At 60.2% G+C, this 24,239-nt stretch carries 23 protein-coding genes and 1 pseudogene; 14 read left to right on the top strand and 10 right to left on the bottom strand.

Annotated features, from left to right (window positions below):
- Window positions 1-362: 362 nt before the first annotated feature.
- Window positions 363-1,856 carry an FAD-dependent monooxygenase gene (locus BS629_RS30965; protein ID WP_018241938.1) on the top strand — a complete coding sequence of 498 codons (1,494 nt, stop codon included), beginning with the start codon at window positions 363-365 and terminating at the stop codon, window positions 1,854-1,856.
- An 18-nt stretch (window positions 1,857-1,874) separates the two neighbouring features.
- Here the strand turns inward: BS629_RS30965 and BS629_RS39020 are convergent, their stop codons facing one another.
- Window positions 1,875-2,612, bottom strand: coding sequence for a hypothetical protein (locus BS629_RS39020; RefSeq protein WP_018241939.1), 738 nt, complete (start codon window positions 2,610-2,612; stop codon window positions 1,875-1,877).
- Window positions 2,613-3,681: 1,069 nt separating this feature from the next.
- Here BS629_RS39020 and BS629_RS30945 point away from each other — a divergent pair.
- Window positions 3,682-3,972: a DUF982 domain-containing protein gene (locus BS629_RS30945; protein ID WP_018241940.1), complete on the top strand. Its 291-nt coding sequence runs from the start codon at window positions 3,682-3,684 to the stop codon at window positions 3,970-3,972.
- A gap of 281 nt (window positions 3,973-4,253) precedes the next feature.
- Here the strand turns inward: BS629_RS30945 and BS629_RS30940 are convergent, their stop codons facing one another.
- Both BS629_RS30940 and BS629_RS30935 read right to left on the bottom strand, forming a co-directional pair.
- Window positions 4,254-4,916, bottom strand: coding sequence for a glutathione S-transferase family protein (locus BS629_RS30940; protein ID WP_018241941.1), 663 nt, complete (start codon window positions 4,914-4,916; stop codon window positions 4,254-4,256).
- 302 nt (window positions 4,917-5,218) lie between these two features.
- Window positions 5,219-6,046, bottom strand: a complete 828-nt coding sequence (locus BS629_RS30935; protein WP_018241942.1) for a nickel-binding protein — start codon at window positions 6,044-6,046, stop codon at window positions 5,219-5,221.
- A 438-nt stretch (window positions 6,047-6,484) separates the two neighbouring features.
- On the opposite strand from BS629_RS30935, the gene BS629_RS30930 reads away from it, so the two are divergent.
- The 3 genes and pseudogenes from BS629_RS30930 (at window position 6,485) to BS629_RS40125 (ending at window position 7,301) form a co-directional block, all read left to right on the top strand.
- On the top strand, window positions 6,485-6,742 hold the full coding sequence (locus BS629_RS30930; RefSeq protein WP_011651896.1) for a DUF982 domain-containing protein: 258 nt from the start codon (window positions 6,485-6,487) through the stop codon (window positions 6,740-6,742).
- Window positions 6,743-6,865: 123 nt separating this feature from the next.
- Window positions 6,866-7,036, top strand: a complete 171-nt coding sequence (locus tag BS629_RS38685; RefSeq protein ID WP_162039352.1) for a hypothetical protein — start codon at window positions 6,866-6,868, stop codon at window positions 7,034-7,036.
- Window positions 7,036-7,301 (top strand): annotated as a pseudogene (locus tag BS629_RS40125) (hypothetical protein). Before BS629_RS38685 ends, BS629_RS40125 begins: the two are co-directional and overlap by 1 nt.
- Window positions 7,302-7,587: 286 nt before the next feature.
- Here the strand turns inward: BS629_RS40125 and BS629_RS30920 are convergent.
- Window positions 7,588-9,084: an FAD-dependent oxidoreductase gene (locus BS629_RS30920; RefSeq protein ID WP_018241944.1), complete on the bottom strand. Its 1,497-nt coding sequence runs from the start codon at window positions 9,082-9,084 to the stop codon at window positions 7,588-7,590.
- A gap of 44 nt (window positions 9,085-9,128) precedes the next feature.
- On the opposite strand from BS629_RS30920, the gene BS629_RS30915 reads away from it, so the two are divergent.
- The gene (locus BS629_RS30915; RefSeq protein ID WP_018241945.1) at window positions 9,129-9,653 is read left to right on the top strand and encodes a MarR family winged helix-turn-helix transcriptional regulator; all 525 of its coding nucleotides are present in this window, start codon (window positions 9,129-9,131) and stop codon (window positions 9,651-9,653) included.
- Between the two features lie 111 nt (window positions 9,654-9,764).
- Window positions 9,765-10,241 (top strand): DUF2938 domain-containing protein, encoded by a 477-nt coding sequence (locus BS629_RS30910; RefSeq protein WP_018241946.1) that lies wholly within the window; start codon window positions 9,765-9,767, stop codon window positions 10,239-10,241.
- Window positions 10,242-10,484: 243 nt separating this feature from the next.
- Here the strand turns inward: BS629_RS30910 and BS629_RS30905 are convergent, their stop codons facing one another.
- From BS629_RS30905 to BS629_RS30895, 3 genes are read right to left on the bottom strand one after another with little or no spacing between them, the layout of a single operon-like run.
- A complete protein-coding gene (locus BS629_RS30905) occupies window positions 10,485-11,126 on the bottom strand; it encodes a ThuA domain-containing protein (protein WP_003539493.1) in 642 nt (213 codons plus the stop codon).
- Window positions 11,127-11,144: 18 nt separating this feature from the next.
- On the bottom strand, window positions 11,145-12,245 hold the full coding sequence (locus BS629_RS30900; RefSeq protein WP_018516386.1) for a Gfo/Idh/MocA family protein: 1,101 nt from the start codon (window positions 12,243-12,245) through the stop codon (window positions 11,145-11,147).
- Window positions 12,246-12,290: 45 nt separating this feature from the next.
- Window positions 12,291-13,490, bottom strand: coding sequence for an ROK family transcriptional regulator (locus BS629_RS30895; RefSeq protein ID WP_018241948.1), 1,200 nt, complete (start codon window positions 13,488-13,490; stop codon window positions 12,291-12,293).
- A 201-nt stretch (window positions 13,491-13,691) separates the two neighbouring features.
- On the opposite strand from BS629_RS30895, the gene BS629_RS30890 reads away from it, so the two are divergent.
- From BS629_RS30890 to BS629_RS30865, 6 genes are all read left to right on the top strand, one after another.
- On the top strand, window positions 13,692-14,996 hold the full coding sequence (locus tag BS629_RS30890) for an ABC transporter substrate-binding protein (protein WP_018241949.1): 1,305 nt from the start codon (window positions 13,692-13,694) through the stop codon (window positions 14,994-14,996).
- An 82-nt stretch (window positions 14,997-15,078) separates the two neighbouring features.
- A complete protein-coding gene (locus BS629_RS30885; protein ID WP_003559249.1) occupies window positions 15,079-16,017 on the top strand; it encodes a carbohydrate ABC transporter permease in 939 nt (312 codons plus the stop codon).
- A complete protein-coding gene (locus BS629_RS30880) occupies window positions 16,010-16,858 on the top strand; it encodes a carbohydrate ABC transporter permease (RefSeq protein ID WP_018241950.1) in 849 nt (282 codons plus the stop codon). The genes BS629_RS30885 and BS629_RS30880 overlap by 8 nt, the downstream gene beginning before the upstream one ends.
- Before the next feature lie 23 nt (window positions 16,859-16,881).
- Window positions 16,882-17,955 (top strand): ABC transporter ATP-binding protein, encoded by a 1,074-nt coding sequence (locus tag BS629_RS30875; protein WP_018241951.1) that lies wholly within the window; start codon window positions 16,882-16,884, stop codon window positions 17,953-17,955.
- 413 nt (window positions 17,956-18,368) lie between these two features.
- Window positions 18,369-18,965, top strand: a complete 597-nt coding sequence (locus BS629_RS30870; RefSeq protein WP_018241952.1) for a hypothetical protein — start codon at window positions 18,369-18,371, stop codon at window positions 18,963-18,965.
- Window positions 18,966-19,195: 230 nt separating this feature from the next.
- Window positions 19,196-19,696 carry a GFA family protein gene (locus BS629_RS30865; protein ID WP_018241953.1) on the top strand — a complete coding sequence of 167 codons (501 nt, stop codon included), beginning with the start codon at window positions 19,196-19,198 and terminating at the stop codon, window positions 19,694-19,696.
- A 95-nt stretch (window positions 19,697-19,791) separates the two neighbouring features.
- On the opposite strand, the gene kdgD is transcribed toward BS629_RS30865, so the two are convergent.
- From kdgD to BS629_RS30850, 3 genes are all read right to left on the bottom strand, one after another.
- Entirely contained in the window at window positions 19,792-20,718 is a 927-nt protein-coding gene (gene kdgD / locus BS629_RS30860; protein ID WP_018241954.1) for a 5-dehydro-4-deoxyglucarate dehydratase, read from the bottom strand.
- 32 nt (window positions 20,719-20,750) lie between these two features.
- Window positions 20,751-21,725, bottom strand: coding sequence for a mannonate dehydratase (locus BS629_RS30855; protein ID WP_018241955.1), 975 nt, complete (start codon window positions 21,723-21,725; stop codon window positions 20,751-20,753).
- A gap of 65 nt (window positions 21,726-21,790) precedes the next feature.
- Entirely contained in the window at window positions 21,791-22,501 is a 711-nt protein-coding gene (locus BS629_RS30850) for a FadR/GntR family transcriptional regulator (protein ID WP_018241956.1), read from the bottom strand.
- Window positions 22,502-22,634: 133 nt separating this feature from the next.
- Between BS629_RS30850 and BS629_RS30845 the strand changes: the two genes are divergently transcribed.
- Window positions 22,635-24,230, top strand: a complete 1,596-nt coding sequence (locus tag BS629_RS30845; RefSeq protein ID WP_018241957.1) for an ABC transporter substrate-binding protein — start codon at window positions 22,635-22,637, stop codon at window positions 24,228-24,230.
- The last annotated feature ends 9 nt before the right edge of the window (window positions 24,231-24,239 follow it).

Raw genomic sequence — 24,239 nt, 5'->3', positions numbered from 1 at the left:
AAAAAGCTCCAGCTCCGCAGTGAGATAGGTCGCCAAGCAATTGATTGATCCCTTCGAGAGAATCGACCCCGGACGGCGCCTGCCACCATCCGGCGCCCACCCGGTCAGGTCGTATTGAAAAGCCTGAGCTCCACAGCAAGAGATCCGCAAGTGGCAGCGAATAGGGCTTTGGAGAGCAAGCCTGAAATCCTGTCGCAAGTCCTTCCAACCAGTATGGAGCTTATATTTATAGGGAGAACAACCTGCGACAGAGAAAATCGGCACCTGGGCAGGATTGATTGGATCGGAGAGATGCACAGGGGCCAGGTCTGTCTGGACCCTGAGAGATCGCATTGGAACAGCCGGAACATGGGAGTTTGCGGATGAGGGAACATGCAGTCGTGGTTGCCGGGGCAGGGCCGACGGGACTGATGCTGGCAGGCGAACTGGCCCTGGCAGGCGTCGACGTCGCCATCGTCGAACGCCGCCCTGACCAGAAGCTTGCCGGTACGCGGGCCGGCGGTCTGAGCGCACGCACGCTCGAGGTTCTCGATCAGCGGGGCATCGTCGACCGGTTCCTCGCGGAAGGGCAGATAGCCCAGGTCACGGGTTTCGCGGTCACGCGTCTGGATATCAGCGATTTTCCGACCCGGCACAATTATGGGCTGGCGCTGCGGCAGAAGCATATCGAGCGCATTCTGGCCGGCTGGGTCGGGGAACTGGCGGTGCCGATCTATCGCAGCCTTGAGGTAACGGGTTTCGCGCAGGACGATACCGGCGTCACCATTGAAAACTCCGATGGGGCGTCGCTCAGGGCAGGCTATCTCGTCGGCTGCGATGGAGGCCGCAGTCTGGTTCGCAAGGCTGCCGGCATTGCGTTTGAAGGATGGGATCCGACGACCAGCAACGTTCTCGCCGAGGTGGAGATGGAAGAGGAGCCGCCATTGGGCATCCATCGCACCGCCCTTGGCATCTATGCCTTCGGCAGGGAGGAGTACGAAATCCACGACGGCAAGATCGTCTTCGCCAAAGAGGGGCCGATCGGCGTGATGGTGCCGGAGAAGAATGCCGGCGCGACAACCGAGCCGACGCTCGGCGATCTCAAAGACGCGCTCATCGCCGCATTCGGAACCGATTACGGACTCCATCGCGTCAACTGGATTTGCAGGTTCACCGACATGTCCAGGCAGGCAACGGCCTACCGCAAGGGCCGGGTACTCCTCGCTGGCGATGCCGCCCATGTACATTCTCCGGTCGGCGGGCAGGGCCTCAACACGGGCGTGCAGGATGCCGTCAATATCGGTTGGAAATTGGCCCAGGTGGTGAAAGGCACGTCGCCTGAAACCTTGCTCGACACTTATCACGCCGAGCGGCATCCGGTTGCGGCCCGCGTATTGCGCACGACGATGGCGCAGGTCGCATTGCAGCGCGCCGACGATCGCACCGAAGTCTTGCGTGACATCGTAACGGAGCTGCTTGGCATGGAGGAGCCGCGCAAACGCATCGCGGCCGAGATGTCCGGACTTGGTATCCATTACGATCTCGGCGACGGGCATCCGCTGCTCGGCCGCCGCATGCCTGACCTCGACCTGCTCACATCAGATAGTCCCGTGCGTGTCTTTACGCTGCTGCAAGATGCGCGACCGGTGTTCTTGAACCTCGGCACGCCCGGCAGCATCGGCCTCCCGCGGTGGTCGGACCGCATCAGGTTGGTCGACGCCGGATATGCCGGTGCATGGGAGCTGCCTGCGCTGGGTGTGGTCTCCGCGCCAGCCGCACTGTTGATCCGGCCCGATGGATATGTGGCCTGGGTGGGCGACGGGACTGAGGATGGTCTACAGGAGGCTGTGAATAGCTGGTTCGGACCATCCGGCTAAAAGCCGAAAAGTTCTGACCTAAGCGGCGAGCGAGATCGAACCACAGTCCGATATCGTCTCGGGATCCGGCATCGGCTTGCCACGGCGTTCCCAGGTCCGGCGGCTGATGCCGAAAGCCTCCCAGGGGCGCGCTTGGCTGAAAGAATTGGCGAGATAGTCGGCTCTGGAAAGCACGCCGGCGGCACGGCGTTGCTCCTCTTTTCGCGCTCGGTCGCGCTGGCGCCGCTTTTCCTTTTGCAGTTTTGCTCTTTTCCGCTTCGGCACGTCGAAGGCACCGATGGTGCGAATATTGAGGGCGCTCCGTTCCGCGTAGCTTAAGTGCAGAGCGTGGCCGAGCGCGTCGGCGGACAAGGGAGAAAAGCGCAGCTTTGTCCGCTCGTAGATGACGTCCTCTATCTCGGCTTTCCCAGCCCATGGCAGCCATCGCGTCGCCCAGTTTAGAACCACATCGACGAACTCTTCCTTGAATTCGACCAGGGCGAGGCTGGCGATCACCTCGACATAGATCAATGCGTCGTCGGCCTCGGGCACGATGTCTCCATGACGATGCCGGATCAATTTCTCGATCTCGCGCATCCGGCCGCGGAAATGGTTCCAACGGCTGGCCCGCATGCGGCGCTGGACGGCCTTGTAACCCAGCAGACAGTCGCCGACCTTGATGGCCGAAACATCCCGCGCCAGGCCATCCGGCCGATCCGCTTTTACAGCCGGCTTCTCCGATTGCGTCGCTTCATCTGCGCCAACAAGGCAAGCCATCGATCTTCCCTTACGATCTGCCTTGAGAGGCCGAAACGACTGATTGTAAAGGAAGACCGAGGGGGTGATCATCCACTTTTCGCGCTGATCACACGTCAATCGGCGGATTTTCGAAGAAACGGCGGTAGTCTCGATTAGACCCTGACGCTTTCAGGAAGTGGGCTAGAGACAATACAGCTACACTCGGCGGGACGTCGCTCGACGTGCAGATATCGGCCGCAGCCCGGCTAAGCGGCCAAGAAGGACAAGGCGCTCTTAATCCTTATAGATCCACCGGCGCGGAGGATTCATCGTCCATCCGATCGCCGGGAAGGGAAGACGTGGTTGGGCCACGACATTTCCATCAGCATGCTTCTACAATCAGCGGAAGCCGAAGAAACTCAAAATCGCGAGCACGATAACGACAGCGCCGACAAGCCAGATCAAATTGTTCATGGGGAACCGTTCTCCTGTTTAGCATCGGGCCAACTGTGGCCCGATCACATAACGGTGAAGCAGGGTTAGGAGTTCCCGACCGGTCCCATTGCTGTCGCCTGCCACCTCCGGCGCAAAACCAATTCCGGCTCTATGCCTTCAATAACTGCACGAGCGGGCATTGCTGGGTCTGAACCCATCCGCGCATGCCGGGTTTGTTGAGCTATCCCGCTGATATTGAAAATCCTGGTGATCCTGCCTTGCCGGCGATGTGCAGGAAGACGTGATCGCGGACACACCGATCAGCACGCCCGCTACCAATGTAAAAAATCGGTTCATCTGAACGTCTCCTCGCAAGGTTGTCATGGTCGCAATATACCATGCCAACACGAGACTATACGAAACTTCCGGTGCATTTGATCACGCTCGCTTGACCCGCAACATTCGCGCGATTGATCAATCAATCTATATTTGTGATGCGTCGACCCTCGGCCGATGATCAAATACGCTTAAGTCTAATCTGATAGGGTTATTCTGTCGTTATGGAAGTAGTTGCATGGCGTCAATAGCCAAATGGACACGATTTTGACTTGAATAAGTCACGGTTTTTCAGTAAAATTACAGCATAAAAAAGTAATATAAATGGGAGGATACTATGTCGTCAACTCGGTTTGATCCGATTCTGCTTCATCGCCAACATTTCATCGATGAGGTCACGTGCCTCGATGAAATCTTCGATGTTCTGGACGGGTGGCCGGAGGACAAACGGGGTTTGGCATATGACACGCTGTTGAAGGCGTGCAGAGATACGGCCAACGGGCGTTTCCCGCTGAGCGCTGCACGCGAGAATTTCCGGCGTTTCCTGAAAATGTCGGGCGTGTTGGCGAAGGTCGAGGGCGGCCCCAAATTCGAGCGGCTGATGAACGAACATATGGGCAATGCTTAGAGCATGTCGCGCAAGAGTGTGCAGCGGTTTTGCGATAACGACATGCGCAAAAACAAAGAGCTAAAGCGCGAGGAGCGAATCTGAAAGATCGCGACGTGCTTTAGGTCGTCGACGCATAAGCGCGCAGCCATAGCCGGATTGAGGTGAGTTGGACCATAGCGTGGGGGTGGCCTCGCGGCCGTTTGATCACGGCGAAGTTAAGCGGGGGTGAGCGGGATGCCGCCGAGCATTGGTCAACTGCTCGGCGGCATCCTGTTTTTGAACCCGCTTTCGGCTCGGCTTTATGAGCTCATGATTGAGCTGGACGATGGGGCGTTGATCGCAAATTGCGCGGCGAAAGCCCTGGCATAAGCGGGCCGAGATTCCCCGCGCGCGACATAGGCAGCCAGGTTTTGATATTCGTCCAAAATGCCTGACATTCTTAGTCGCAGCAGCACTGAAACCATCAACAGATCACCCGCGCTGAACGCATCGTCGAGCCAGTCGGCGCCGCCTAAGTAAGCCGAGAGCCTGTCCAGCCGAGCGCGGACACGGTCCTTGACCAACGGCAAGCGCTCCTCGCTCCAAGGCTTGTCTGCTTCGAATATTCTTGCCGTCGTCAATTCGAGGATCGGCGGCTCGACGGTGTTAAGTGCGGCAAACATCCAGGTGATCGCGCGCGCTCTGGCATCGCGATCCCTGGGCAGCAGGCCCGCATGCTGCTCAGCAAGATGAAAGACGATCGAGCCGGTCTCGAACAGCGAGAGAGAACCTTCCTCATAGGTGGGGATCTGGCCGAAGGGATGGATGGCCAGATGGTCAGGCGTCTTCATCTCCGCGAAGGAAAGGAGGCGAACCTCATAAGGCTGCCCCACTTCTTCGAGCGCCCAGCGAACGCGCGTATCGCGCGCCAGTCCCTTGCCGCCATCGGGCGATCGTTCAAATGCTGTGATCGTGATTGTCATGGCATCGTTTCCTTGCTTGGGCGAATTTCTTTGGCTTCCTATCGTGACGACGCATGAGCCTGCTGGAAGCCGACATCGGTCTTGAACTATTTTGATTGCCGGGTGCAAATCGCCAATGCCGCTTCCGATCAAAGGTCGTGAGCGCGGTGGCCAATTCCGCAAGGCCGCAGGTCGTTGTCGCAAAACCGCGGCACAGTTTGCGCGCCATGCTTTGATGATCGCCTATTTCTTGGCCACAAAAACGCCGCAGCAAGCCCTGCCTGGAGCCAACTCGCCACGCGGGTGTCGGATCTCAGCCGATCTTAATTTACGCCGGCATCCGCCCACTCGCATCGGAACACCAGCATGGGCTTCGAAAACCCCTTGAACCGTCGGCGCGTTGCGTGAGCGAAGAGATCGGCGGCGCCGTATTCCCGAAAAATATTCTCCGAGACGAGGATCTGGTCGCTGGAGGCTGCCGCGCATAGTCGTGCGGCAAGTTGCACCGTCGAGCCGAACAGGTCGTTGCTGTCCTCGACCGGCTCGCCGCAATCCAGTCCGATGCGGATATGGATTGGCTCGGTGTTTCCGCCGTTGTAACGCTCGAATTCCCGCTGGATCGCCATGGCGCATTCGACGGCTGCCGTTGTCGCGGCGAAGGCCGCCATGATGCCGTCGCCGGTGTGTTTAACCTCCCGGCCTGAATTCTGGCTGAGGCATCGGCGCACGATAGAGTCATGGGCGCGGACCATTTCGGTCGCAATCCGGTCGCCGAGGCGCGATGTCATCGCTGTCGATCCGACGATATCGGTAAAGAGGATTGCCCGGTGGCCGGGATCCACCTGAGCGGAGGATTGGCCGGGCGCCGGCTCAGGGTCATGGATTCGGCCAAGAAAAGCCTCGACCGCTGACAGGGCGACCTCGACGATCTCGCCGGCGACGAAGCCGTGCGCTTCGCGATGCACACATTGCGCAGTTTCCGCATCCGGCGCATCCACGAGGCAGAAGGCGGTCCCGCGCCGCTGATCGAACCAATAGGTCAGGAACTTGACGCCGTACTTGTCCTGAATGTCGAGATCCATGCGATGTGCCTGAGCAACGTCAGCCGCTGACGTTCCTTCAAGAAAGTGCCGGTCCATGAAGATAGGCATCGCGCGCTCCTCCGAGATCCGCCGCGTGCAGGATAGATCGCATTGTACGACCCGGATGAAACTCCGTCCACCTCTGGCACAATCCATGAATGGTTATGAAGGTTCTTGCGTCCAGCAATGCATATGAGTTGCTGTAATCCTTATAGAGTATAAAAGGAAAGACTGAGTTTTAATCAGCAGGCGTGGGATGGGAAGCCCGATATTTACCATAATCAGTCGCTTAATGACTGATCGCAGGACTCCACTTCAAGCTCCATGTTCTCAAAAGCACCGGCTGCAGGGGATCTGGAGGCGACGAAGAGGAACGTCTACACTGCGAGCCTCGCCGAAAATCAAGTCTCGTAGGGCCGTGCTTCGGCTGGTGACGCGGCCCGCCGACGGCACGCAAATTGCATCGTACCCATGAGCGCCACCGAAATTGGGAAAAGCTGTAGCAAAGTGAGACAGACGGCACATTTTCGACCGGTTGGCTTGGCCTCAATGGGGCTCGGCCATTATGCCGTTATTAACTCTGTGTGGGACGCCGCGCGCACGCTCTTGCGCGACTGGCCGGTAGATGACGGCGAAGAGTATTTCGAGGCCGTCAAGTCGTGCCTGGATGCGATTATCGGCGATCTCCCACCGGAACACGTGCGGGCGGCCTTCATCAGGGCTGCGCAGGAGGCCGGCATCGCGGTCATAGAGGCGGCGGACTGACTATCGGCCGCGCTTCGACGCCAGTCCCGGCTTGCAACACCTACCTCAGCCAGATCGTTCCGGCGCTTGACTTTTCCTGCCAAAGTTCTAACTTAGAACAAAACAGGAACATTGGAGATGATCATGACGCATACGGAACAGGTGATCGCCAACGCCCTTGCGCTTGTCGAGGCGTCCCGCGCAGCCCGCGAGCGAGATCAACAGCGACGTGCCGCCTGGCAGAGAAAGGTCGAACTCAGCCGGCCGCTGCCGCCATTGCCGCGTCCGGTTCAATTGCCGTTGGCGCTGAACTGATGCGGCCGGCAAGGATCTTGGAACCCGGTCAGGCACGCGCCGAACATGCTGGGGCCGATCAAGCCTGGACCGATCAAACTTGGCCCGATCAAGCCTGGGAAGTCGAAGCCGTGCTTGCCTGGCATGACGACAATGCCAAGGCGGCGATACGCTCGCTGCTCGATGACTGCAAACATCTCCGCCAGCAACTGGCGCTGGCGGAAAGCGTGATGAGCCGCGGGATGGCCGCGGCTGGGCGCCGCGATACGAGCGGGACGCCCTCTGAAAGATCGATGCCGCCTGGTCTATGGTACGGCATCCTCCGATGCTCCTCATCGCGAGGTGCGGAGCCCATCGGGCGGAGCCTCGAAGGATCTGCCGCAGCGCTGCTTCCTGCCACCTCACATCTGGTGCCGAACACCCGCCTCGTCCTTCGAGGCTCCGGCTTTTGGCCTGCTCTCTTGGGCCTTGTGCGGCGGCTAACAACGAAAGCGCGCTACTCGTGGTGGCGGTTGGCTACGGCGCCCGTCTTTCAGACGCGCCAACAGCGCCGTGGCGTTTTGAGTTGCCGCTTATGCAGCAAGGCCGACATTTGCGAGATAGGCTTCCAGCGCCCAGGCGTGCGCGGAGGCAATGATGGCGCCGACATAGCCATCCGGACGCACGAGCACCCAGTCGCCCGATGCCAGACCGTAGGCATCATGGAAGTGCCCGCCTTCGTCGATGACGTCTCCGCGCCGGCCGATCCTGTGGATGTGCAGGCCTGGGCGCGGCGGCATGGCGGCTTGCTCGACCTCATAGCCCAGCAGCGTCCAGTGCGCGCCCTTGAACAGTTCGAACAGCCGCGTCGTCTGGCCGCCCACACCTCTGAGCGGTGCATCGGGGGCACGGTCGCCGGCAAGCAGGCCGCCGCGTCGTTCCGGCTTTTCCACCGCAAAAGAGGAGGAGGGGTAGCCGATATCGAGTTGATGGACCTCGCGGCCGCGCCGCATCTCGCCTCGCTTCAGGGCGTCGAGAAGATTGGTCGCCAGACCAAGCATGGCGGCGGCGACCGGGCGGCGCTCCTCCTCATAGCTGTCGAGCAGCGCGTCGGGGGCGCCTGCCGCAGCCGCCGCCAGTTTCCATCCGAGATTATAGGCGTCCTGAACGCTGGTATTCAGACCCTGTCCGCCGGTCGGCGGATGCGTATGGGCGGCATCGCCGACCAGGAACACGCGGCCGAGCCGGTAACGATCGGCAAGCCGGGCGTTCATGTGGAAGGCCGACGCCCAGGAGACCGAGTGGACCTCGATGTCGTCGCGGCCGGTGCGCTCCTTGACCAGGGCGGTCAAGCCCGCCGCGGAGAGGTCGACCTCGCCTTCGAGCGGGATGGGTCCCTGGATCTGGAACAGATCCGTCCCCGCCAGCGGGCAAATCGCGACCTGTCGCTGCATGTCGCCATCGCCGAAGCGATGCCATACGTCGCGATCCAATCCCGTCAGAATCACATCGGCGACGATGGCGCGCACGCCGAGCGTCTTGCCGGGAAAGCCGATATCCAGCGCATGGCGCACGAAGCTGCGGCCGCCATCGGCGCCGACGAGCCAGCGCACGCGGATGGTCTCTTCACCGGATATGCCCTTAAGCCGCGCAGTCACGCCCGTCTCGTCCTGCTCGAAGCCGATGAGTTCACTGGCGAATTCGGGCCGGTGCCCTAGCTCGAGCAGGCGCTCGCGCATCACCCCTTCGGTCAGGAACTGCGGCACCATCAGGGGAAGATGATAGGGCTCGGCCGGCGTCGGCTCCCCACCAACCACGGCGTCGGATTCGCTGAAGTTGCCGTCGTCGCGATATTCCCGCTGCCGGGGATAGATGCCGCCGAGCGCGACGATCCGGTCGAGAATGCCGAGATCTTCGAACACCTCCTGGCTTCGCGGTTGAATACCCTTGCCGCGGGAGCCGCGGAATGGGTCGTTCAATTTTTCAATCAGGCGGAAGGATACGCCGCGCCGCGCCAGCTCGATCGCCAGCGTCAGGCCGGCCGCACCAGCGCCTGATATCAGCACGTCGACTGTGGAATTTTCTGTCATTGATCTCTCCATGTGTGTATTATGCACATAATAGGAGAATCGGCATGACGTCAACAAAGAATGTGCAAAATACACATATCAGCGAAAAACTGCGCGAACTGCATGGAGCTTTGATCGAGATCGTCAGCGTCATGAACCGCCCGCAGCGCGACGAGCAGATGGTCCGCGAGGCGGGCATTTCGCTCGATCGCGCCCTGTTTCCGCTGCTCGTCACGATAGAGCGGCTCGGCCCCATCGGGGTGGTCGAGCTCGCCGACCGCGCCGGCCGCGACTACACCACCGTCAGCCGTCAGGTCGCCAAGCTCGAAAGCCTCGATCTGGTGGAGCGCCGCGGAAATGCCGCCGATCGCCGCGTGCGCGAGGCGGTCATCAGCCCGAAGGGCAAGGCAATGACCGATCGCATCGACGTCGCCCGCGAGCGGATGGGCCGCGCCATCTTCGAGAGCTGGGAGGAACATGACTTCAATGAACTCGTGCGGCTGATGCGGAAGTTTGCGCAGGATATCAGCGGCGATATCGGCAATGGCGCGGGAGAAACTGAGGGCGAGGGCGGACCGCAAGCGGATTAGCCTCGGAATCCTTCCTTGATGTGGCAGGTGAATTCACCGCAGCCATTGCGCCGGCGCGTCTGCAATGATTTTGTAGCGTCCTGCAATCGCAACGCTTTCCGGTGATTCCCAATGTTCGATATTCTGTGGCGCGGCCTGGTGATCGGCGCCGGCGCAACCATCCTCATGGACCTCTGGGCGATCCTGCTCACCCAGTTCGGTCAGGCGGCGCCCAACTGGGCACCTGTGGGACGCTGGTTCTGGCATCTCCGCCGCGGCAAGGTCTTTCACGACAGCATCGCCGACGCCGAACCCTATGCTCATGAGTTGGCGCTCGGCTGGATCAGCCACTACGCCGTCGGCCTTCTCTATGGGGTGATCTTTGCCATCATCATGGGCTCTGCCTGGCTGGCGGCCCCGACATTTCTTCCCGCCTGGATCTTCGGCATCGTCACCGTCGGGGCAGGGTGGTTCCTGCTGCAACCGGGCCTCGGCATCGGCTGGGCCGCCTCCAAACATCCGACCCCGAACAAGGTCCGGTGCTTCAATCTGCTGGCTCATACGGTGTTTGCATTGGGGCTCTACGGCACGGCGTTGATCATTGGCTGATCCTGGGGTCGGTCGGCTTCGCTCATGAGATCGCCGCCTGCCCCTCATCCGGCTGCCGCCCCCTTCTCCCCGCAGGCGGGGAGAAGGGGACATGTTGCGACCTCTCCGTTCCCCACTGGCCTCTCGCAGGGCACGTCCCCTCGCCCCGTTTACGGGGAGAGGGTTAGGGTGAGGGGCAGCCATCCGCACGAACTGGATTGAGTTAGGGTGAGGGGCCGCGTCCCGGGTCCAAATCGGACAACCTCACCGCGCCGCCCAGTTGGCGCCGCGGCGGAAGATGGTCTTCATTTGGGGAACGTCGAACTCCTTGGCCTGATGGCCGAGCGAGGAATAGAAGACGCGGCCCTTGCCGTATTTCCGCTTCCAGACGACAGGCATGACGACGCCGTCGATCCAGTAGGCGTGCTCGCCGGTGAACTTCGTCGTCGCCAGAACCTCGTTCGAGGGGTCGACATGCATGTAATATTGCTCTGACGTATAGGGGAAATCGGCAATGCCCTCCATGAGGGGATCGTCAGGCCGGGTAATGTTGACGGTATAGTCGATGATGTTGCCGGGGTGAGCCACCCACTGGCCACCGATGATGAACTGGTAATCGACGGAGTCGCGGAAGGCATCGCCCGCGCCGCCGTGATAGCCGGCAATGCCGACGCCGCTTTCGATCGCCGTGGCGAGGTTCTTGACCTCCTCCTTCTCGATCTTCGACATCGTCATGATCGGCACAACGAGGCTAAGATCATGGACGGAAGGGTCGGCAAGCGCCTCGGTGCCGTGTTCGAGATAGACCTTGAAGCCGTCTTCCTCGAGCATGGTCTTGATGATTTCGGCGCACTCCTGCGGCTCATGCCCGCTCCAGCCGCCCCAGACGATCAGTGCTTCACGCATAGTCTTTCCTCCTGAAACTTATTTCGCCAGCCGTCCGTCGACGATGGAATCGGACAAGGGGGCAGGGCGCTCCGTTGCCGTGGTGATCGTGACCGTTCGGCCGGTCGCGGCAGCGGTGTGGAACGCTTCCATGACTTCGAGCACATGCAGCGCCAGATCGCCATTGGCGCGATGCGGCCGGTTGGAGCGGATCGCATGCGCCATGTCGGCGACGCCGAGCGAGCGGTAGTTGCCATCGGCATAGGGTGCTGTGACCGGCTGGTCCTCGAACGCACCGCCCTTCTTCAGATATTCCACAGGGCCGGCGAACTTGTTCGGATCGGGCACAACAAGCGTGCCCTCGGTTCCGTAGATTTCCAGCGGCACATGCTTGTGGCCGGCGACATCGAAGCTCATGGCGATCTGGACGACGGCGCCATTGGCAAAGGCCATCATACCGTTGACATGAGTCGGCACCTGCACGGGAATACGCTCGCCATTCCGCGGTTCGCTGGTGATCAGCCGTTCCGATCGCGGCGTCGTCGCAAAACCCGCCACCTGGGAAACCGGTCCGAGAAGATTGACGAGATCGGTGATGTAATAGGGACCCATATCGAGCATCGGCCCGCCGCCGACTTCGTAAAAGAAGGCCGGGTTCGGATGCCAGCGCTCATGGCCCGGGCACATGAAGGTTGCCGAGCCGCCGACCGGCTGGCCGATGACGCCCTTGTCGATCAGGCTGCGGGCCGTCTGGTGGCCGCCGCCGAGGAAAGTGTCGGGGGCAGCGCCGATGCGAAGATTCCTCGCTTTGGCGGCTTCCGCCAATTTTTTCCCTTCCGCGAAATTAATCCCGAGCGGCTTTTCCGAATAGGTGTGCTTGCCGGCATCAAGAGCTTGCAATGCTACGGCAACATGGGCCTTCGGGATTGTCAGATTGACGATGATCTCGACCTTGGGATCGGCGAAAAGCTCCTCGACCGTCTTGACGGCAACATTGAATTCCGCAGCCTTTGCATCGGCCAGCTCCCGGTTGAGATCGGCGACGCCGCGGATGTCGAGAATGGGAAAGGATGCCATCGCCGTGAGATAGGCGCCCGAAATATTGCCGCATCCGATGATGCCGATACCGACCTTGTCCATGAATTCCTCCATTGATCGTGCCATTGATGGTGATTGGGGCGCCCGTCAGAGCGCCGGCCCCGTCGTGCTCCAGGGCGATTCGTAGAGTTCGTAGAGCGCCACCGCAGCCGCACCCTGCGCCCAGAAATCATCGGTCGAATCGTCGAAGACGAGTTCGCTCACGCCGCGCAGCGACGGCGGAATGGCGAGTGTATAGGCATCGCGCAGGCTGTTGAGAAAGGGTTCGCCGAGCGCCAGGCTCGACCCCACAAGAATGACCCGCGGCGGCGCAAACAGCGTGACGATATTGGCAATGGTCAATCCGACCGCCTCGCCGGCGCGGATGGCGGCGCTGATCAGCCGGTCGTCATCGGCCTTGATCAGCGCCTGGGCATGGTTCATGCCGCGGCCGAGACGGATCGCTTCGGCAAAACGCCCGTCGGCCTGCTGTTCGCCGAGGATCGCGCTTTCGCCGGCCTGGCTGAAAAGCCGGACGACGCCATTCGGTCCCATGCCGAGCACGAGGTCGCCGAGATTGTGGCTGAGGCCGCCGGCGCCGCGAAACAGGCTGTTGCCGTGCAGGACGCCCAGCCCCAGCGTCTGCTCCAGCGAAATCAGCACCATATCCTCGAGATCGCGGGCCTTTCCGAACCAGTGATGGCCAAGCGTGATGGCGTGGGCGTCGCTTTCGACAATGGTCGGCGTCGCCAGCCGCGTCGACATCTCGGCGGCGAAATCGACATTGGTGTCGCGAAAGATCGGGCTGCTTCTTATATAGCCGGTGCGGTGCTCGATGACGCCGGGAAAGCCGAGGCAGACGCTGTCGACATCCTCCAGCGACAGCCCGGCATCGACGACACAGCGCCTGACCCCATCCTCGACCAGATCGGCGATGACGCCGATCGGCTGCCGGTCGATCCGGATCGGCAAGGCGAGCTTCGACAGCACGTCGCCGCGGAAATTGGTGACGACGAAAACCATCCTGTTGGCGGCGATCTTGGCGCCCACCACGCGGGCCGCATCGGGATTGAGCTCCAGCATCACCCGCGGCCGTCCGCGCACAGCCTCATTGCGGATATCGCCTTCGTGACGCGGGAGGATCAGCCCGTCGTCGAGCAGCGAGGCGGTGATGGCCGAAACGGTCGTGGTGGAAAGTTCGGTACGTTCGCTGATCTCTATCCGCGAGATCGGACCATGGCGCCGGACGGTATCGAGCACGTTCAAGCGATTGATCGCGCGCATTAATTCTGGATCTGCGGTCTTCATTGAAATTAGCCAGGCGATCGTTTCGTTGGGGCGGAACCCAAATATTTTTAACGGGTTACGAAATAAATAGCGGGCAATTCTGCGGTCATGTCAAGCGCATTTGATAAAAATAGAGGCATTGGGTTGACATTGGGTCAAAGCTCCGTTGAATTAATCCGCATAGGGGAAAAATTGTGAGGACAGCCCCTGGGAGGAAAAATCATGAATTTTATGTTGAAGAGCGCCGGTCTTCGCGGCAGGCGCATCGCATCCATGGCCGCGGCTGCCGGCATGTTGCTGGCCGGGGCAGGTGCAGCCTCGGCGACGACGGTGGTCAAGTGGCTGCATCTCGAGCTCGACCCGAAATATGTCGCGGCCTGGGAAGACATCGTCAAGAAATACGAAGCCCAGCACCCTGACGTCGATATCCAGATGCAGTTTCTCGAAAACGAGGCCTTCAAGGCCAAGCTTCCGACCTTGCTGCAGTCCGACGACGTGCCGGATTTCTTTTTCAGCTGGGGCGGCGGCGTCTTGAAGCAGCAGTCCGAGACCGGTGCGCTCCAGGATGTGACGCCGGCCCTCGACGCCGATGGCGGCAAACTGCGCAGCGCCTATAGCCCGGCTTCGGTCAGCGGCCTGACATTCGAAGGCAAGACCTGGGCTATTCCCTATAAGGTCGGTCTGGTCAGCTTTTTCTACAACAAGGCGCTGTTTGCCAAGGCCGGCGTCAAGGCCGAGGACATCAAGAACTGGGCTGATTTTCTCGCCACGGTGAAGAAGATCAAGGCAGCCGGCATCGTGCCGATCGCCGGCGGCGGCGGCGAGAAGTGGCCGATCCACTTCTACTGGAGCTATCTCGTCATGCGCGAAGGCGGACAGAAGGTCTTCGAAGCGGCAAAGACCGGCCAGGGCGAAGGTTTCCTCGATCCCGCAATCATCAAGGCCGGCGACGACCTCGCCGAACTCGGAAAGCTCGAACCTTTCCAGCCCGGCTATCTCGGCTCGACCTGGCCGCAGGCGCTCGGCGTCTTCGGTGACGGCAAGGCTGCGATCATCCTCGGCTTTGAAAATACCGAGGCCAACCAGCGCAAGAATGCCGGCGACGGCAAGGGTCTCGCACCCGACAATATCGGCCGTTTCGCCTTCCCGGCAGTCGATGGCGGCGCCGGCAAGCCGACGGATACGCTTGGCGGTCTGAACGGCTGGGCCGTTACCAAGAAGGCATCCAAGGAAGCGATCGATTTCCTCGCTTTCCTGACGAGCGCGGAGAACGAGCGGGCGATGGCCAAATCAGGCATGCTTCTGCCTGTAGCCGTCGGCGCCGGTGACGGCGTTACCAACCCTCTGCTTGCCGAATCGGCAAAACAGCTGGCCGCATCGACCTGGCATCAGAACTATTTCGACCAGGATCTGGGTGCGGCGGTCGGCCGTGTCGTCAACGACGTGTCGGTGGAAATCGTCTCCGGTCAGATGAATTCCAAGGACGGCGCCCAGATGATCCAGGACGCTTTCGAGCTGGAACAATAGCCAGCGCCTGCAGACCATTCCCGGCGCTCCCAGCCAAGAACGGAGCGCCGGCATTGCTGCCGACATGCCGAAAGCAGGATCCATGGCCAATATTTCAGTCCCGTCGATAACCACTGCCGCAAGGCCGGCAAAAAGAGCCGCAAACAGCAAGAGCTCGGTCGCCCATGACCGGCTGGCGGTGCTGTTGATCTTCCTGCCGCCGGCGCTGCTGCTTTTCACGCTCTTCGTCATCATGCCGATGGGCGAGGCGGCCTGGTACAGCCTCTACAAGTGGAATGGCTACGGCACGCCGACCGAGTTCATCGCGTTGCGCAATTTCCAGGTTCTGTTTCGAAATGCGGCCTTTACCCAGGCGCTGGTCAATAATGGCCTGATCATCGTGATCTCGATCTGCATCCAGGTGCCGCTCGCCATCTGGCTCGCCACCATGCTGGCGCACCGCATTCCGGGTGTCGTCGGCTACCGCCTGATCTTCTTCCTGCCCTATGTGCTGGCCGACGTTGCCGCGGGCCTCATCTGGCGCTTCGTCTATGATGGCGACTATGGCCTGTTTGCCGCCGTTTCCAACTTCTTCGGCTTCGCCAACCCTTACGTGCTCGCCGACAAGGACGTGGCGATCTATGCCGTGCTTGGGGTCATCGTCTGGAAATATTTCGGCTTTCACATGATGCTGTTCATCGCCGGCCTGCAATCCGTCGACAAGAGCGTGCTGGAGGCAGCCGAAATCGACGGCGCCACCGGCTGGCAGAAGTTCCGTTACGTCACGCTGCCGCTGCTCGGCTCGACCTTGCGTCTTTCCATCTTCTTTGCCGTCGTCGGCTCGCTGCAGCTCTTCGACATGATCATGCCGCTGACAGGCGGCGGGCCGTCCAACTCCACACAGACGATGGTCACCTTCCTCTACACCTATGGCGTCATGCGCATGCAGGTCGGCCTCGGCAGCGCCGTCGGCGTCGTGCTCTTCATCATCTGCGTGACGCTCGCCTTCGGTTACAAAAGGATATTCATGCGCCATGACTGATATGAGCTCTTCCATCCGCATGAGCACGTCGACACGCGTCTATCTCTACGCGTCGCTGAGCCTCATTGCCGCAATCGTGCTTGTGCCGCTGCTGACGACCGCACTCGGCGGCTTCAAGACGCTGGGCGACCTGCGCACCAATCCCTTCGGCCTGCCGACGGAGTGGCAATGGGCGAACTATACCGACATTCTTTTCGGTGAGCGCTACTGGCTGCAGATCGGCAATTCCCTGGTGATCGCGTCGCTCACCGTCCTCCTGACGCTGATTGTCTCGTCGATGGCGGCTTTCGCCTTTGCCCATGTCCGGTTTTTCGGATCGTCGTTCCTGCTCAATTATTTCCTGCTCGGCCTGATGTTTCCGGCGGCGACCGCGATCCTGCCGCTCTTCATCCGCATCCGCGATCTCGGCCTGCTCGATACCTATTGGGGTGTGGTGCTGCCGCAGGTGGCTTTTGGCCTTGGCATGAGCATCCTGCTGTTTCGAAACTATTTCCGCAACCTTCCGGAAGAATTGTTTCAGGCGGCCTTCGTCGACGGTTGCGGCTATCTCAGATTCTTCTGGCACATCTCGCTGCCGCTTTCGCGCCCGATCGTCGCCACTGTCAGCATCATTTCCTTCGTCGGCAGTTGGAACAGCTACATCCTGCCGCTGATCATGCTGAATTCGGAATCGAAATATCCCTGGCCGCTCGGCATCATGGTCTATCGCGGCGAGTACGGCACAGAGTGGCAGCTGGTGCTGGCCTTCATCACGCTGACCATCCTTCCCACCATCATCGTCTTTTTCGTCGCCCAGAGACACATCATCGCCGGTCTGACCGCCGGCGCCGTGAAGTCCTGAGCCCGAACCGTTGGAGTGCAATCATGGCATCCGTTGAACTCACCGAAATCAGCAAGACCTATGGCGCCGTCGACGTCATCCACGGCATTTCGCTTCATATTGAGGATGGGGAATTCGTCGCGCTCGTCGGCCCGTCCGGTTGCGGAAAATCGACGCTGCTGCGGATGATCGCCGGCCTCGAGGAGATCACCGACGGCGAAATCGCCATCGGCGGCAAGGTCGTCAACGCCATGACGCCGCGCGAACGCAACATTGCCATGGTCTTCCAATCCTACGCGCTCTATCCGCACATGACCGTGGCTGAAAACATGGGCTTCAATCTGAAGCTCGCCGGCGTTGCCAAACCCCAGATCGAGCTCCGGGTGGCAGAGGCTGCCCGTATGCTGGATCTCGCCGAGCTCCTCGACCGCAAGCCGGCCCAGCTTTCCGGCGGCCAGCGCCAGCGTGTCGCCATGGGTCGCGCTGTCGTGCGCAATCCGGCCGTCTTCCTGTTCGACGAACCGCTGTCCAATCTCGATGCCAAGCTGCGCGTGCAGATGCGCTCTGAAATCAAGACGCTGCACCAGAAGGTCAGGACGACGTCGATCTATGTCACCCACGACCAGATCGAAGCAATGACGCTTGCCGACCGCATCGTCGTGCTCAATCAGGGCAGGGTGGAGCAGCAGGGCACGCCGCTCGAACTCTACAGGAAACCGGCCAATCTCTTCGTCGCCGCCTTCATCGGATCGCCGGCGATGAACATGCTGGACGGCACCGTCGACGGCGAAAACGGTGAGCCGGCCGCCCGCCTCGGTGACGGCACGGCGATCCGCATCGCGCCCGACCGCAAGGTCAAGCCCGGCCAGGCCATCACCATCGGCCTGCGCCCCGAACATCTCGTTCCCGGTGTTGCCGCCGGCACGCCGCTCGCCGGCCGGACGATGCTGGTGGAACCGACAGGCGCCCAGACCCACGTGGTCTTCGATCTTGCCGGACAGCAGGTGACCGCCATCGTCGATGGCGAATATCCCGCCCGTTACGGCGCCGTGTTCGAGGCAAGCATCACCAGCGATCAGGTGCACGTCTTCGACCGCGGCACCGGTGTGGCGCTGTAGACGCAAGAATGGGGCATGGGAATCCTCGGCCCGGGAGATCGCCGAAACCAGCCCCGGTTTGCTGCCACCTTTGCCGTGGGTGATCGCGACCATTTCTGAGATGAGCAAGTCCGATGGTTCGCGCATACAGGTAATGCCGATATGGCCGTCTGGGCGGAATCGGCCGCAATGTGGACCGTCCTTAACGTGACCGAGCGATTGGCACCCATCGGCTATGGACTGATGCCGCTGGTCTAGCCAGCTTCCGGCACTTTTAAACCACCAGCTGCGCTCTATCTGAGGATTTCCTTCTGGAAATGGCTCTGCAAATGCATGGCAAACGCCACCGGCCGTGGAGCGCTGGCAATTCGCCAAAAGCAGTCATCAACTGCGAATATTAGTGACCAATTGATCGCGATACTGGAGGTCAGAGGATGCAGCAACACCACTTGGGGATTTTGATTGGTGGCAGTTCGCATGTTGGAAAATCCACACTGGCAAAGCGCTTGGCTGTCTCGCTTGGTAGGGAACTCATTTCCACCGACAAATTGGGCCGCCACCCCGGTAGACCGTGGCCGACGCTCCGTCCCCAGGTAGCTGAATATTATTCACGTCTCTCCGACGATACAGTGCATTGGTTTTTGAAGGTTCATCACGAGAATATGTGGCCGTACATATGTCAGATCATCGAAAATCACAGGCGGCTTTTGAAGCCTTTCGTACTTGAAGGGTCAGCACTGCGGCCAGAATATATGACGAATCTCGACCCAAACCTCGTCAGAACCGTATTTCTGTACGCAGAAGACGACTTCTTACGTGCCCGCATGATGGAAGAAGCCGGCTACAAGGACGCCGCTCAGTCGGCAGCTTTGATCATCGAGAAATTTGTAGAGCGTTCGATCCGCGACAAGAGGGAAATGTTAGAGGCAGCGCGAGACGCCAAACTTCAGTGTGTTGATGTAGCTTACCCGGAAGCACTTGAAGCCTTGGCCAAGGAATTTGCTGCTGCCTACTCGGTGGCCAATGAATAGGGCGGATAACCAGCCCCTGCTTGTTCAAAAGATCGAAACGGACGGATGAGCGGGTGTGGACATCAAATTCCAAGGAACGACATGCAGGGAGCTCTCAGGCCCTTCCTGCAAAGGGTGTTCAATCCCGTCGTGACGTACCACTAAGGCCGCATGACAGCTTCGGGCAGCGGGAAAGCGACGAAAACCTAAAAGAGATTAAGCCCAAACCCGCCTCTTGAAGGAGGAGAAAAATGAAACGCATCGAGATGGAGGTGAGCGGCGGCTGCCAGTGCGGTGCCGTGCGCTACCACGCAACCGCTATGCTTGACAATTCGCATCTCTGCCATTGCCGCATGTGCCAGAAAGCCTCGGGCAACATCTTTGCCGCGCTCGTCGCCGCGCCCGATGATGCGCTCAGCTGGACACGCGGCAAGCCAAGCGTCTGGAAGAGCTCGGAGCTTGTCGAGCGCGGCTTTTGCGCCAATTGCGGCACGCCATTGTTCTTCCACCACCTCGAAAACGGCCGCACCAACCTGATGATCGGTTCGCTTGACGATCCGCATGCCTTCTTGCCGCTTGCCAATACCTGCACCGAGAACATGGTGGCTTGGTTCGATACGATCACGGGCATAGAAAATACCGGTGCGACCGAAGACAACGGCGCCGACTGGGCCGCGGCGATCAAGGAGAGCAGCAACCAGCACCCCGATCACGATACCACCTCATGGGCGGTGAGGGGGCGTGATGGCTGAGTCCTATTCCGGCGGTTGCCAGTGCGGCGCTGGTCTGTTGTTGGTGCGAACCGGACAGCCGCCGGGCCACCCCGGCGACCAACTACAGCGATATATTATTCCGCCGCGATCCGTGTGACGCCGTTGGCCTGGACGATCTTTTCCAGCAGCGCGACCTCTTCCTGGGAAAGATCCGTCAGAGGCGGGCGCACGGGGCCGGGGTTCTGCCCGAGGACGCGAAGGCCGGCCTTGATGATCGAGACGGCGTATCCCTTCTTGCGGTTGCGCAAGGCGACGAAGGGAAAGAAGAAGCCTTTCAGGATCTCGTCGACCGTCGCCTGATCGCCGGTGCGCAAGGCGCCGTAAAAGCGCTGGGCGAGGGCGGGTACGAAGTTGAAAACGGCCGATGAATAGGTCGTCACGCCTGCGGCAAAATAGGCCTGCGCATAAACCTCATGGGTCGGCATGCCGCCGACATAGACGAGACGGTCACCAAGCAGGGTGGTAATCTCGATCACCTTGTCGACATCGCCGACGCCGTCCTTGAAGCCGATCAGGTTCGGGCATTCCTCCGCCAGGCGCGCGATGCTGTCGGCTGAAAGAATGGCGTTGTCGCGGTTATAGACGATGACGCCGATGCCGACCGATTGGCAGACTGCCTTGACATGGGCGATGAGACCCGCCTGTTCGGCAAACATCAGATAGGGGGGCAACAGCAGCAGTCCGTCGGCGCCGGCCTTCTCGGCCGCGACGGCGATCTCGATGGCGAGTGACGTACCATAGCCGGTTCCCGAAATGATCGGCGTCTTGCCGGCCGACGCCTTGGCGGCCCGGACAACCTGCGGAATCTCGGCCGGATTGAGAGAGAAGAACTCCCCGGTGCCGCCGGCGGCAAACAGCGCAGCAGCGTCATAACCGGAAAGCCACTCGACATGACGGCGGTACTTGGCTTCGTCAAATTTGAGTTGATCGTCGAAATGGGTCACCGGAAACGACAGGAGACCACTACCGACGGCCTTCTTCAATTCAATCGGGTTCATCATGAAGTCCTATTTCTTAGGTGTTGAAAACCGGGTCACTCGCTGTCGAGCACTTGCAGAAGTGCAGCGATATAGCCGTAGCAGAAGGCAAATGCGGTGGCGGTTGGGTCCTTGCCGCTGACGGTCGGTACATGGTCGGGCATCAGCATGTATTTGAAGCCCACCTCCTTGTAGATCCTGGCCGAACGGACCATGTCCATGTCGCCTTCCTCAGGGAAGGTCTCCATGAAGGACAGCTTGCCGCCGCGAATATTGCGGAAGTGAACATTGAAGATCTTGCCGCGCTGGCCGAACCAGCGAATGACATCGTCGATTTCATTGCCGGGATTTTCCAGCATCTCGCCGATCGAGCCCTGGCAGAAATTGAGGCCGTGATAGGGGTTTTCGCGCATCAGCACGAACTTCTTCAGGCCTTCCACCGTGCCCAGCACCCGCGTGACGCCGCGATAGCCCGGCGGCGTATAGGGATCGTGCGGATGGCAGGCGAGCCGGACGCGGTTGCTTGCAGCGACAGGAACGACGCGTTCCAGGAAATAATCGATCCGCTCCCAGTTTTCGTCCTCGGAAAGCACGCCGGCAAGACCGGGCTCGGCCTGCTGATCCGTCTTGTCCCAGCGGAAGCTGGCATTCAGCGACCCGCCGCGTCCCGGTTCATCCGGCGTGCGGGGAATGCCGATCAGGTTGAGATTGTACTTCACCGAAGGAATGCCGGCCGCCGCAACATTCTCGATCAACTTGCAGACGGCGTCGATCTGTCTGTCGCGCTCGGGGCCGGCAAGCAGGATATCGGGATAGGAAGCCTTCTCGATCGGCTGCGAGGGCAGCGGCAATTGAATCATGTCGAGGATCAGGCCGAAGCTTTCGACCTTGTCGCGATGGCGCTCGAGGTCGGACAGCGTCCAGCTGCTCGGCTTTCCCGGCGGGTCGGCATTGATATGCTTCACACCCAGTTGCGCGAAGATACGATAATCGTCGTCATCCCGCGCGGCGACCTGTGTTCCCAGATACATTTGAGTCTCTTTCGAAATTACATAATGTCATATGACATAATATGAATTTTGAAGAGTGTCGAGCCCTATTGCTGCTCGGCGAGCATGCGGTAGCGGCGTTGGCTGGCCAGCATATGTGCGCGCATTGCCTGGCGGGCGCGTTCGGGATCCTGATCGGCGATTGCCGACAGGATTTCGACATGTTCGGCATAAACCTTCTGAAGATAGCTGCGGTCATTGGCCTCGGGGAGTGTCGGAAACTGGCCGCGGGGGATGGCTCTGGGGCCGAAATGGCGCAGGACATCGACATAGAATCGGTTGTTCGTGGCGGCGGCAATCGCCATGTGGAAGGCGTAATCCGCTTCCACGGTTTGCTGTCCGGTTTCAATCAGGTGCGCCATTCTGCGGTTGGCCTCACGGATTGCCGCCTCCTGCTCGGCGGTGCGGCGATAGGCGGCAATTGCCGCCGCTTCACCCTCGGCCGCCATGCGAAACTCCAGCAACTCCAGGGTTTCCGGAATGCTTTTGATTTCCACCGGCGTCAGCGGCAGGACCGAATGCGCCTTCGGATCCGCGACAAAAACGCCTTTGCCCTGGATCGGCTTGACGAAGCCTGCCGACCTCAGATCGGCTATCGCCTCGCGCACCACGGTGCGGCTGACGCCGAATGTCGCTTCAAGCTGCGGCTCGGTCGGCAGTTGATCGCCGACACGCAGCGTCCCCGTCTCAATTTGCGCCCGCAGCTGATCGATGACCTGTTGCGCCAGTCTTTGCCGGCCACCGCCGAATGTTGTCATTGTCCGTTCCCCCAATCCCTTTGCATCAAGTCTCCCGCTCGGGTCTTGCAAATCATATCAGACTTCGATAAATCATAATACGACATACGGGCGACATAATATGTCTTTTATAGTAGTCTAGGGAGGACTTACAATGAAGCATTTTTCTAAGGGCTTGTTCGTCGGCGCCGTCATCGGCGCCCTGACGATCGCTGCACCGCAGTTGCAGGCTGCCACCCCACAGGACCAGCTAGTGGTCGGCACCTCGCTGGCGCAGGTTTTGTCGCTGGATCCGCAGCAGGCGACCGAAGGCAAAGCGGTCGAGATCATGTCGAACCTTTACGATCGGCTGGTCGCCAGCACAGCGGACGGCAAAATTCTTCCGCAGCTGGCGGAAAGCTGGAAGGTTGACGACAAGGGCATCACGTTTACGCTGCGCAAGGCCAATTTCGCCTCCGGTAACCCGGTCACCTCCAAGGATGTCGTCTACTCGCTGGCGCGGCTCCTGAAGATGGATCAGGCCGCCGCCGCCAACCTCAAGCGCGTCGGTTACGACAAGGACAATGTCGAAAAGCTCGTCAAGGCCGTCGACGACCAGACGGTGCGGATCGATCTCTCCGACCAGGTGACGGCAGAGCTTCTGCTCTACCGGCTGACGACGACCACCACCAGCGTGGTCGACAGCGTCGAGGTCGAGAGCCACGCCGTTGATAATGACTACGGAAACGCCTGGATGCGAACCCATTCGGCCGGCTCCGGTCCGTTCACCCTCAATCGCTGGTCTCCGAACGAACTGGTGATTCTCGATGCCAACAAGGACTATATGGCCGGGGCGCCGAAGATGCGTCGCGTCATCGTCCGGCATGTGCCTGAAAGCCAGGTCGAGCGGCTGATGCTCGAACGCGGCGACATCGATATTGCCAGCGCCCTGACCGCCTCGGATCTCGCGACGTTCCAGAGCAAGAAGGGCTTTGCCATCCAGCGCATTCCGACGGGCGGTTTCTATGTGCTGTCGATGAATGCCGGCAACAAATACCTCGCCAACCCGAAGGTTCGCGAAGCCATTGCCTACGGCATCGACTATAAGGGCATCGAAAAGACCATTATGGGTCCTTACGGCCGGGCCAGAAACGTTCCCGTTCCGGAGAATTTCGAATATGCCATCCCCAATCCCGATTGGCATCTCGACGTTGAAAAGTCCAAGCAGCTGCTGAGCGAGGCAGGCTTCAAGGACGGCTTCTCGCTTTCGCTGAAGACCATCGCGCAAACGCCGCGCATCGATCTTGCCACCGCCATCCAGGCATCGCTTGCTCAGGTCGGCATCAAGATCGACATCCAGCAGGGCAACGGCTCGGAAATCATCGCCGCCCATCGCGCCAGGGATTTTGATCTGCTGATCCCGCAGACCAGCGCCTACATGCCGAACGTTCTCGGCTCGATGGAGCAGTTTTCCTCCAATCCCGACAACTCGAAGGAAGCCAACAATGCCGGCAATTTCGTCTGGCGCTCGGCCTGGGACATCCCGGAACTTACCGCGCTGACGGCGAAAGCATCGATGGAACCGGACGCCAAGAAGCGCGGCGAACTCTACGTTCAGATGCAGAAGATGTTTGTCGAACAGAAGCCGGCGGTGCTTCCGCTCTTCGAGCGCTTTGAGCCGATCGTCCTGTCCAGCAAGGTCGAGGGATATGTGGGGCATCCGTCTCAGTTAACGCGTCTCGAGAACGTGACGAAGGTCGAAACCCAGTAATACTTCCCA

The sequence above is a fragment of the Rhizobium leguminosarum bv. viciae USDA 2370 genome, from assembly GCF_002008365.1.
GTDB lineage: Bacteria > Pseudomonadota > Alphaproteobacteria > Rhizobiales > Rhizobiaceae > Rhizobium > Rhizobium leguminosarum.
Note: the sequence above shows the minus strand (reverse complement) of the source record. Positions and strands in the feature narration are given on the sequence as shown.

Coding starts and splice junctions, on each gene's coding strand:
- BS629_RS30965 (WP_018241938.1), top strand. CDS start 363: ATGAGGGAACATGCAGTCGTGGTTGCCGGGGCAGGGCCGACGGGACTG.
- BS629_RS30940 (WP_018241941.1), bottom strand. CDS start 4,916: ATGACAATCACGATCACAGCATTTGAACGATCGCCCGATGGCGGCAAG.
- kdgD (WP_018241954.1), bottom strand. CDS start 20,718: ATGATGAACCCGATTGAATTGAAGAAGGCCGTCGGTAGTGGTCTCCTG.
- BS629_RS30910 (WP_018241946.1), top strand. CDS start 9,765: ATGTTCGATATTCTGTGGCGCGGCCTGGTGATCGGCGCCGGCGCAACC.
- BS629_RS30920 (WP_018241944.1), bottom strand. CDS start 9,084: ATGACAGAAAATTCCACAGTCGACGTGCTGATATCAGGCGCTGGTGCG.
- BS629_RS30880 (WP_018241950.1), top strand. CDS start 16,010: ATGACTGATATGAGCTCTTCCATCCGCATGAGCACGTCGACACGCGTC.
- BS629_RS30885 (WP_003559249.1), top strand. CDS start 15,079: ATGGCCAATATTTCAGTCCCGTCGATAACCACTGCCGCAAGGCCGGCA.
- BS629_RS30875 (WP_018241951.1), top strand. CDS start 16,882: ATGGCATCCGTTGAACTCACCGAAATCAGCAAGACCTATGGCGCCGTC.
- BS629_RS30850 (WP_018241956.1), bottom strand. CDS start 22,501: ATGACAACATTCGGCGGTGGCCGGCAAAGACTGGCGCAACAGGTCATC.
- BS629_RS30900 (WP_018516386.1), bottom strand. CDS start 12,245: ATGGACAAGGTCGGTATCGGCATCATCGGATGCGGCAATATTTCGGGC.
- BS629_RS39020 (WP_018241939.1), bottom strand. CDS start 2,612: ATGGCTTGCCTTGTTGGCGCAGATGAAGCGACGCAATCGGAGAAGCCG.
- BS629_RS30890 (WP_018241949.1), top strand. CDS start 13,692: ATGAATTTTATGTTGAAGAGCGCCGGTCTTCGCGGCAGGCGCATCGCA.
- BS629_RS30895 (WP_018241948.1), bottom strand. CDS start 13,490: ATGAAGACCGCAGATCCAGAATTAATGCGCGCGATCAATCGCTTGAAC.
- BS629_RS30870 (WP_018241952.1), top strand. CDS start 18,369: ATGCAGCAACACCACTTGGGGATTTTGATTGGTGGCAGTTCGCATGTT.
- BS629_RS30855 (WP_018241955.1), bottom strand. CDS start 21,725: ATGTATCTGGGAACACAGGTCGCCGCGCGGGATGACGACGATTATCGT.
- BS629_RS30915 (WP_018241945.1), top strand. CDS start 9,129: ATGACGTCAACAAAGAATGTGCAAAATACACATATCAGCGAAAAACTG.
- BS629_RS30935 (WP_018241942.1), bottom strand. CDS start 6,046: ATGCCTATCTTCATGGACCGGCACTTTCTTGAAGGAACGTCAGCGGCT.
- BS629_RS30845 (WP_018241957.1), top strand. CDS start 22,635: ATGAAGCATTTTTCTAAGGGCTTGTTCGTCGGCGCCGTCATCGGCGCC.
- BS629_RS38685 (WP_162039352.1), top strand. CDS start 6,866: ATGACGCATACGGAACAGGTGATCGCCAACGCCCTTGCGCTTGTCGAG.
- BS629_RS30945 (WP_018241940.1), top strand. CDS start 3,682: ATGTCGTCAACTCGGTTTGATCCGATTCTGCTTCATCGCCAACATTTC.
- BS629_RS30905 (WP_003539493.1), bottom strand. CDS start 11,126: ATGCGTGAAGCACTGATCGTCTGGGGCGGCTGGAGCGGGCATGAGCCG.
- BS629_RS30865 (WP_018241953.1), top strand. CDS start 19,196: ATGAAACGCATCGAGATGGAGGTGAGCGGCGGCTGCCAGTGCGGTGCC.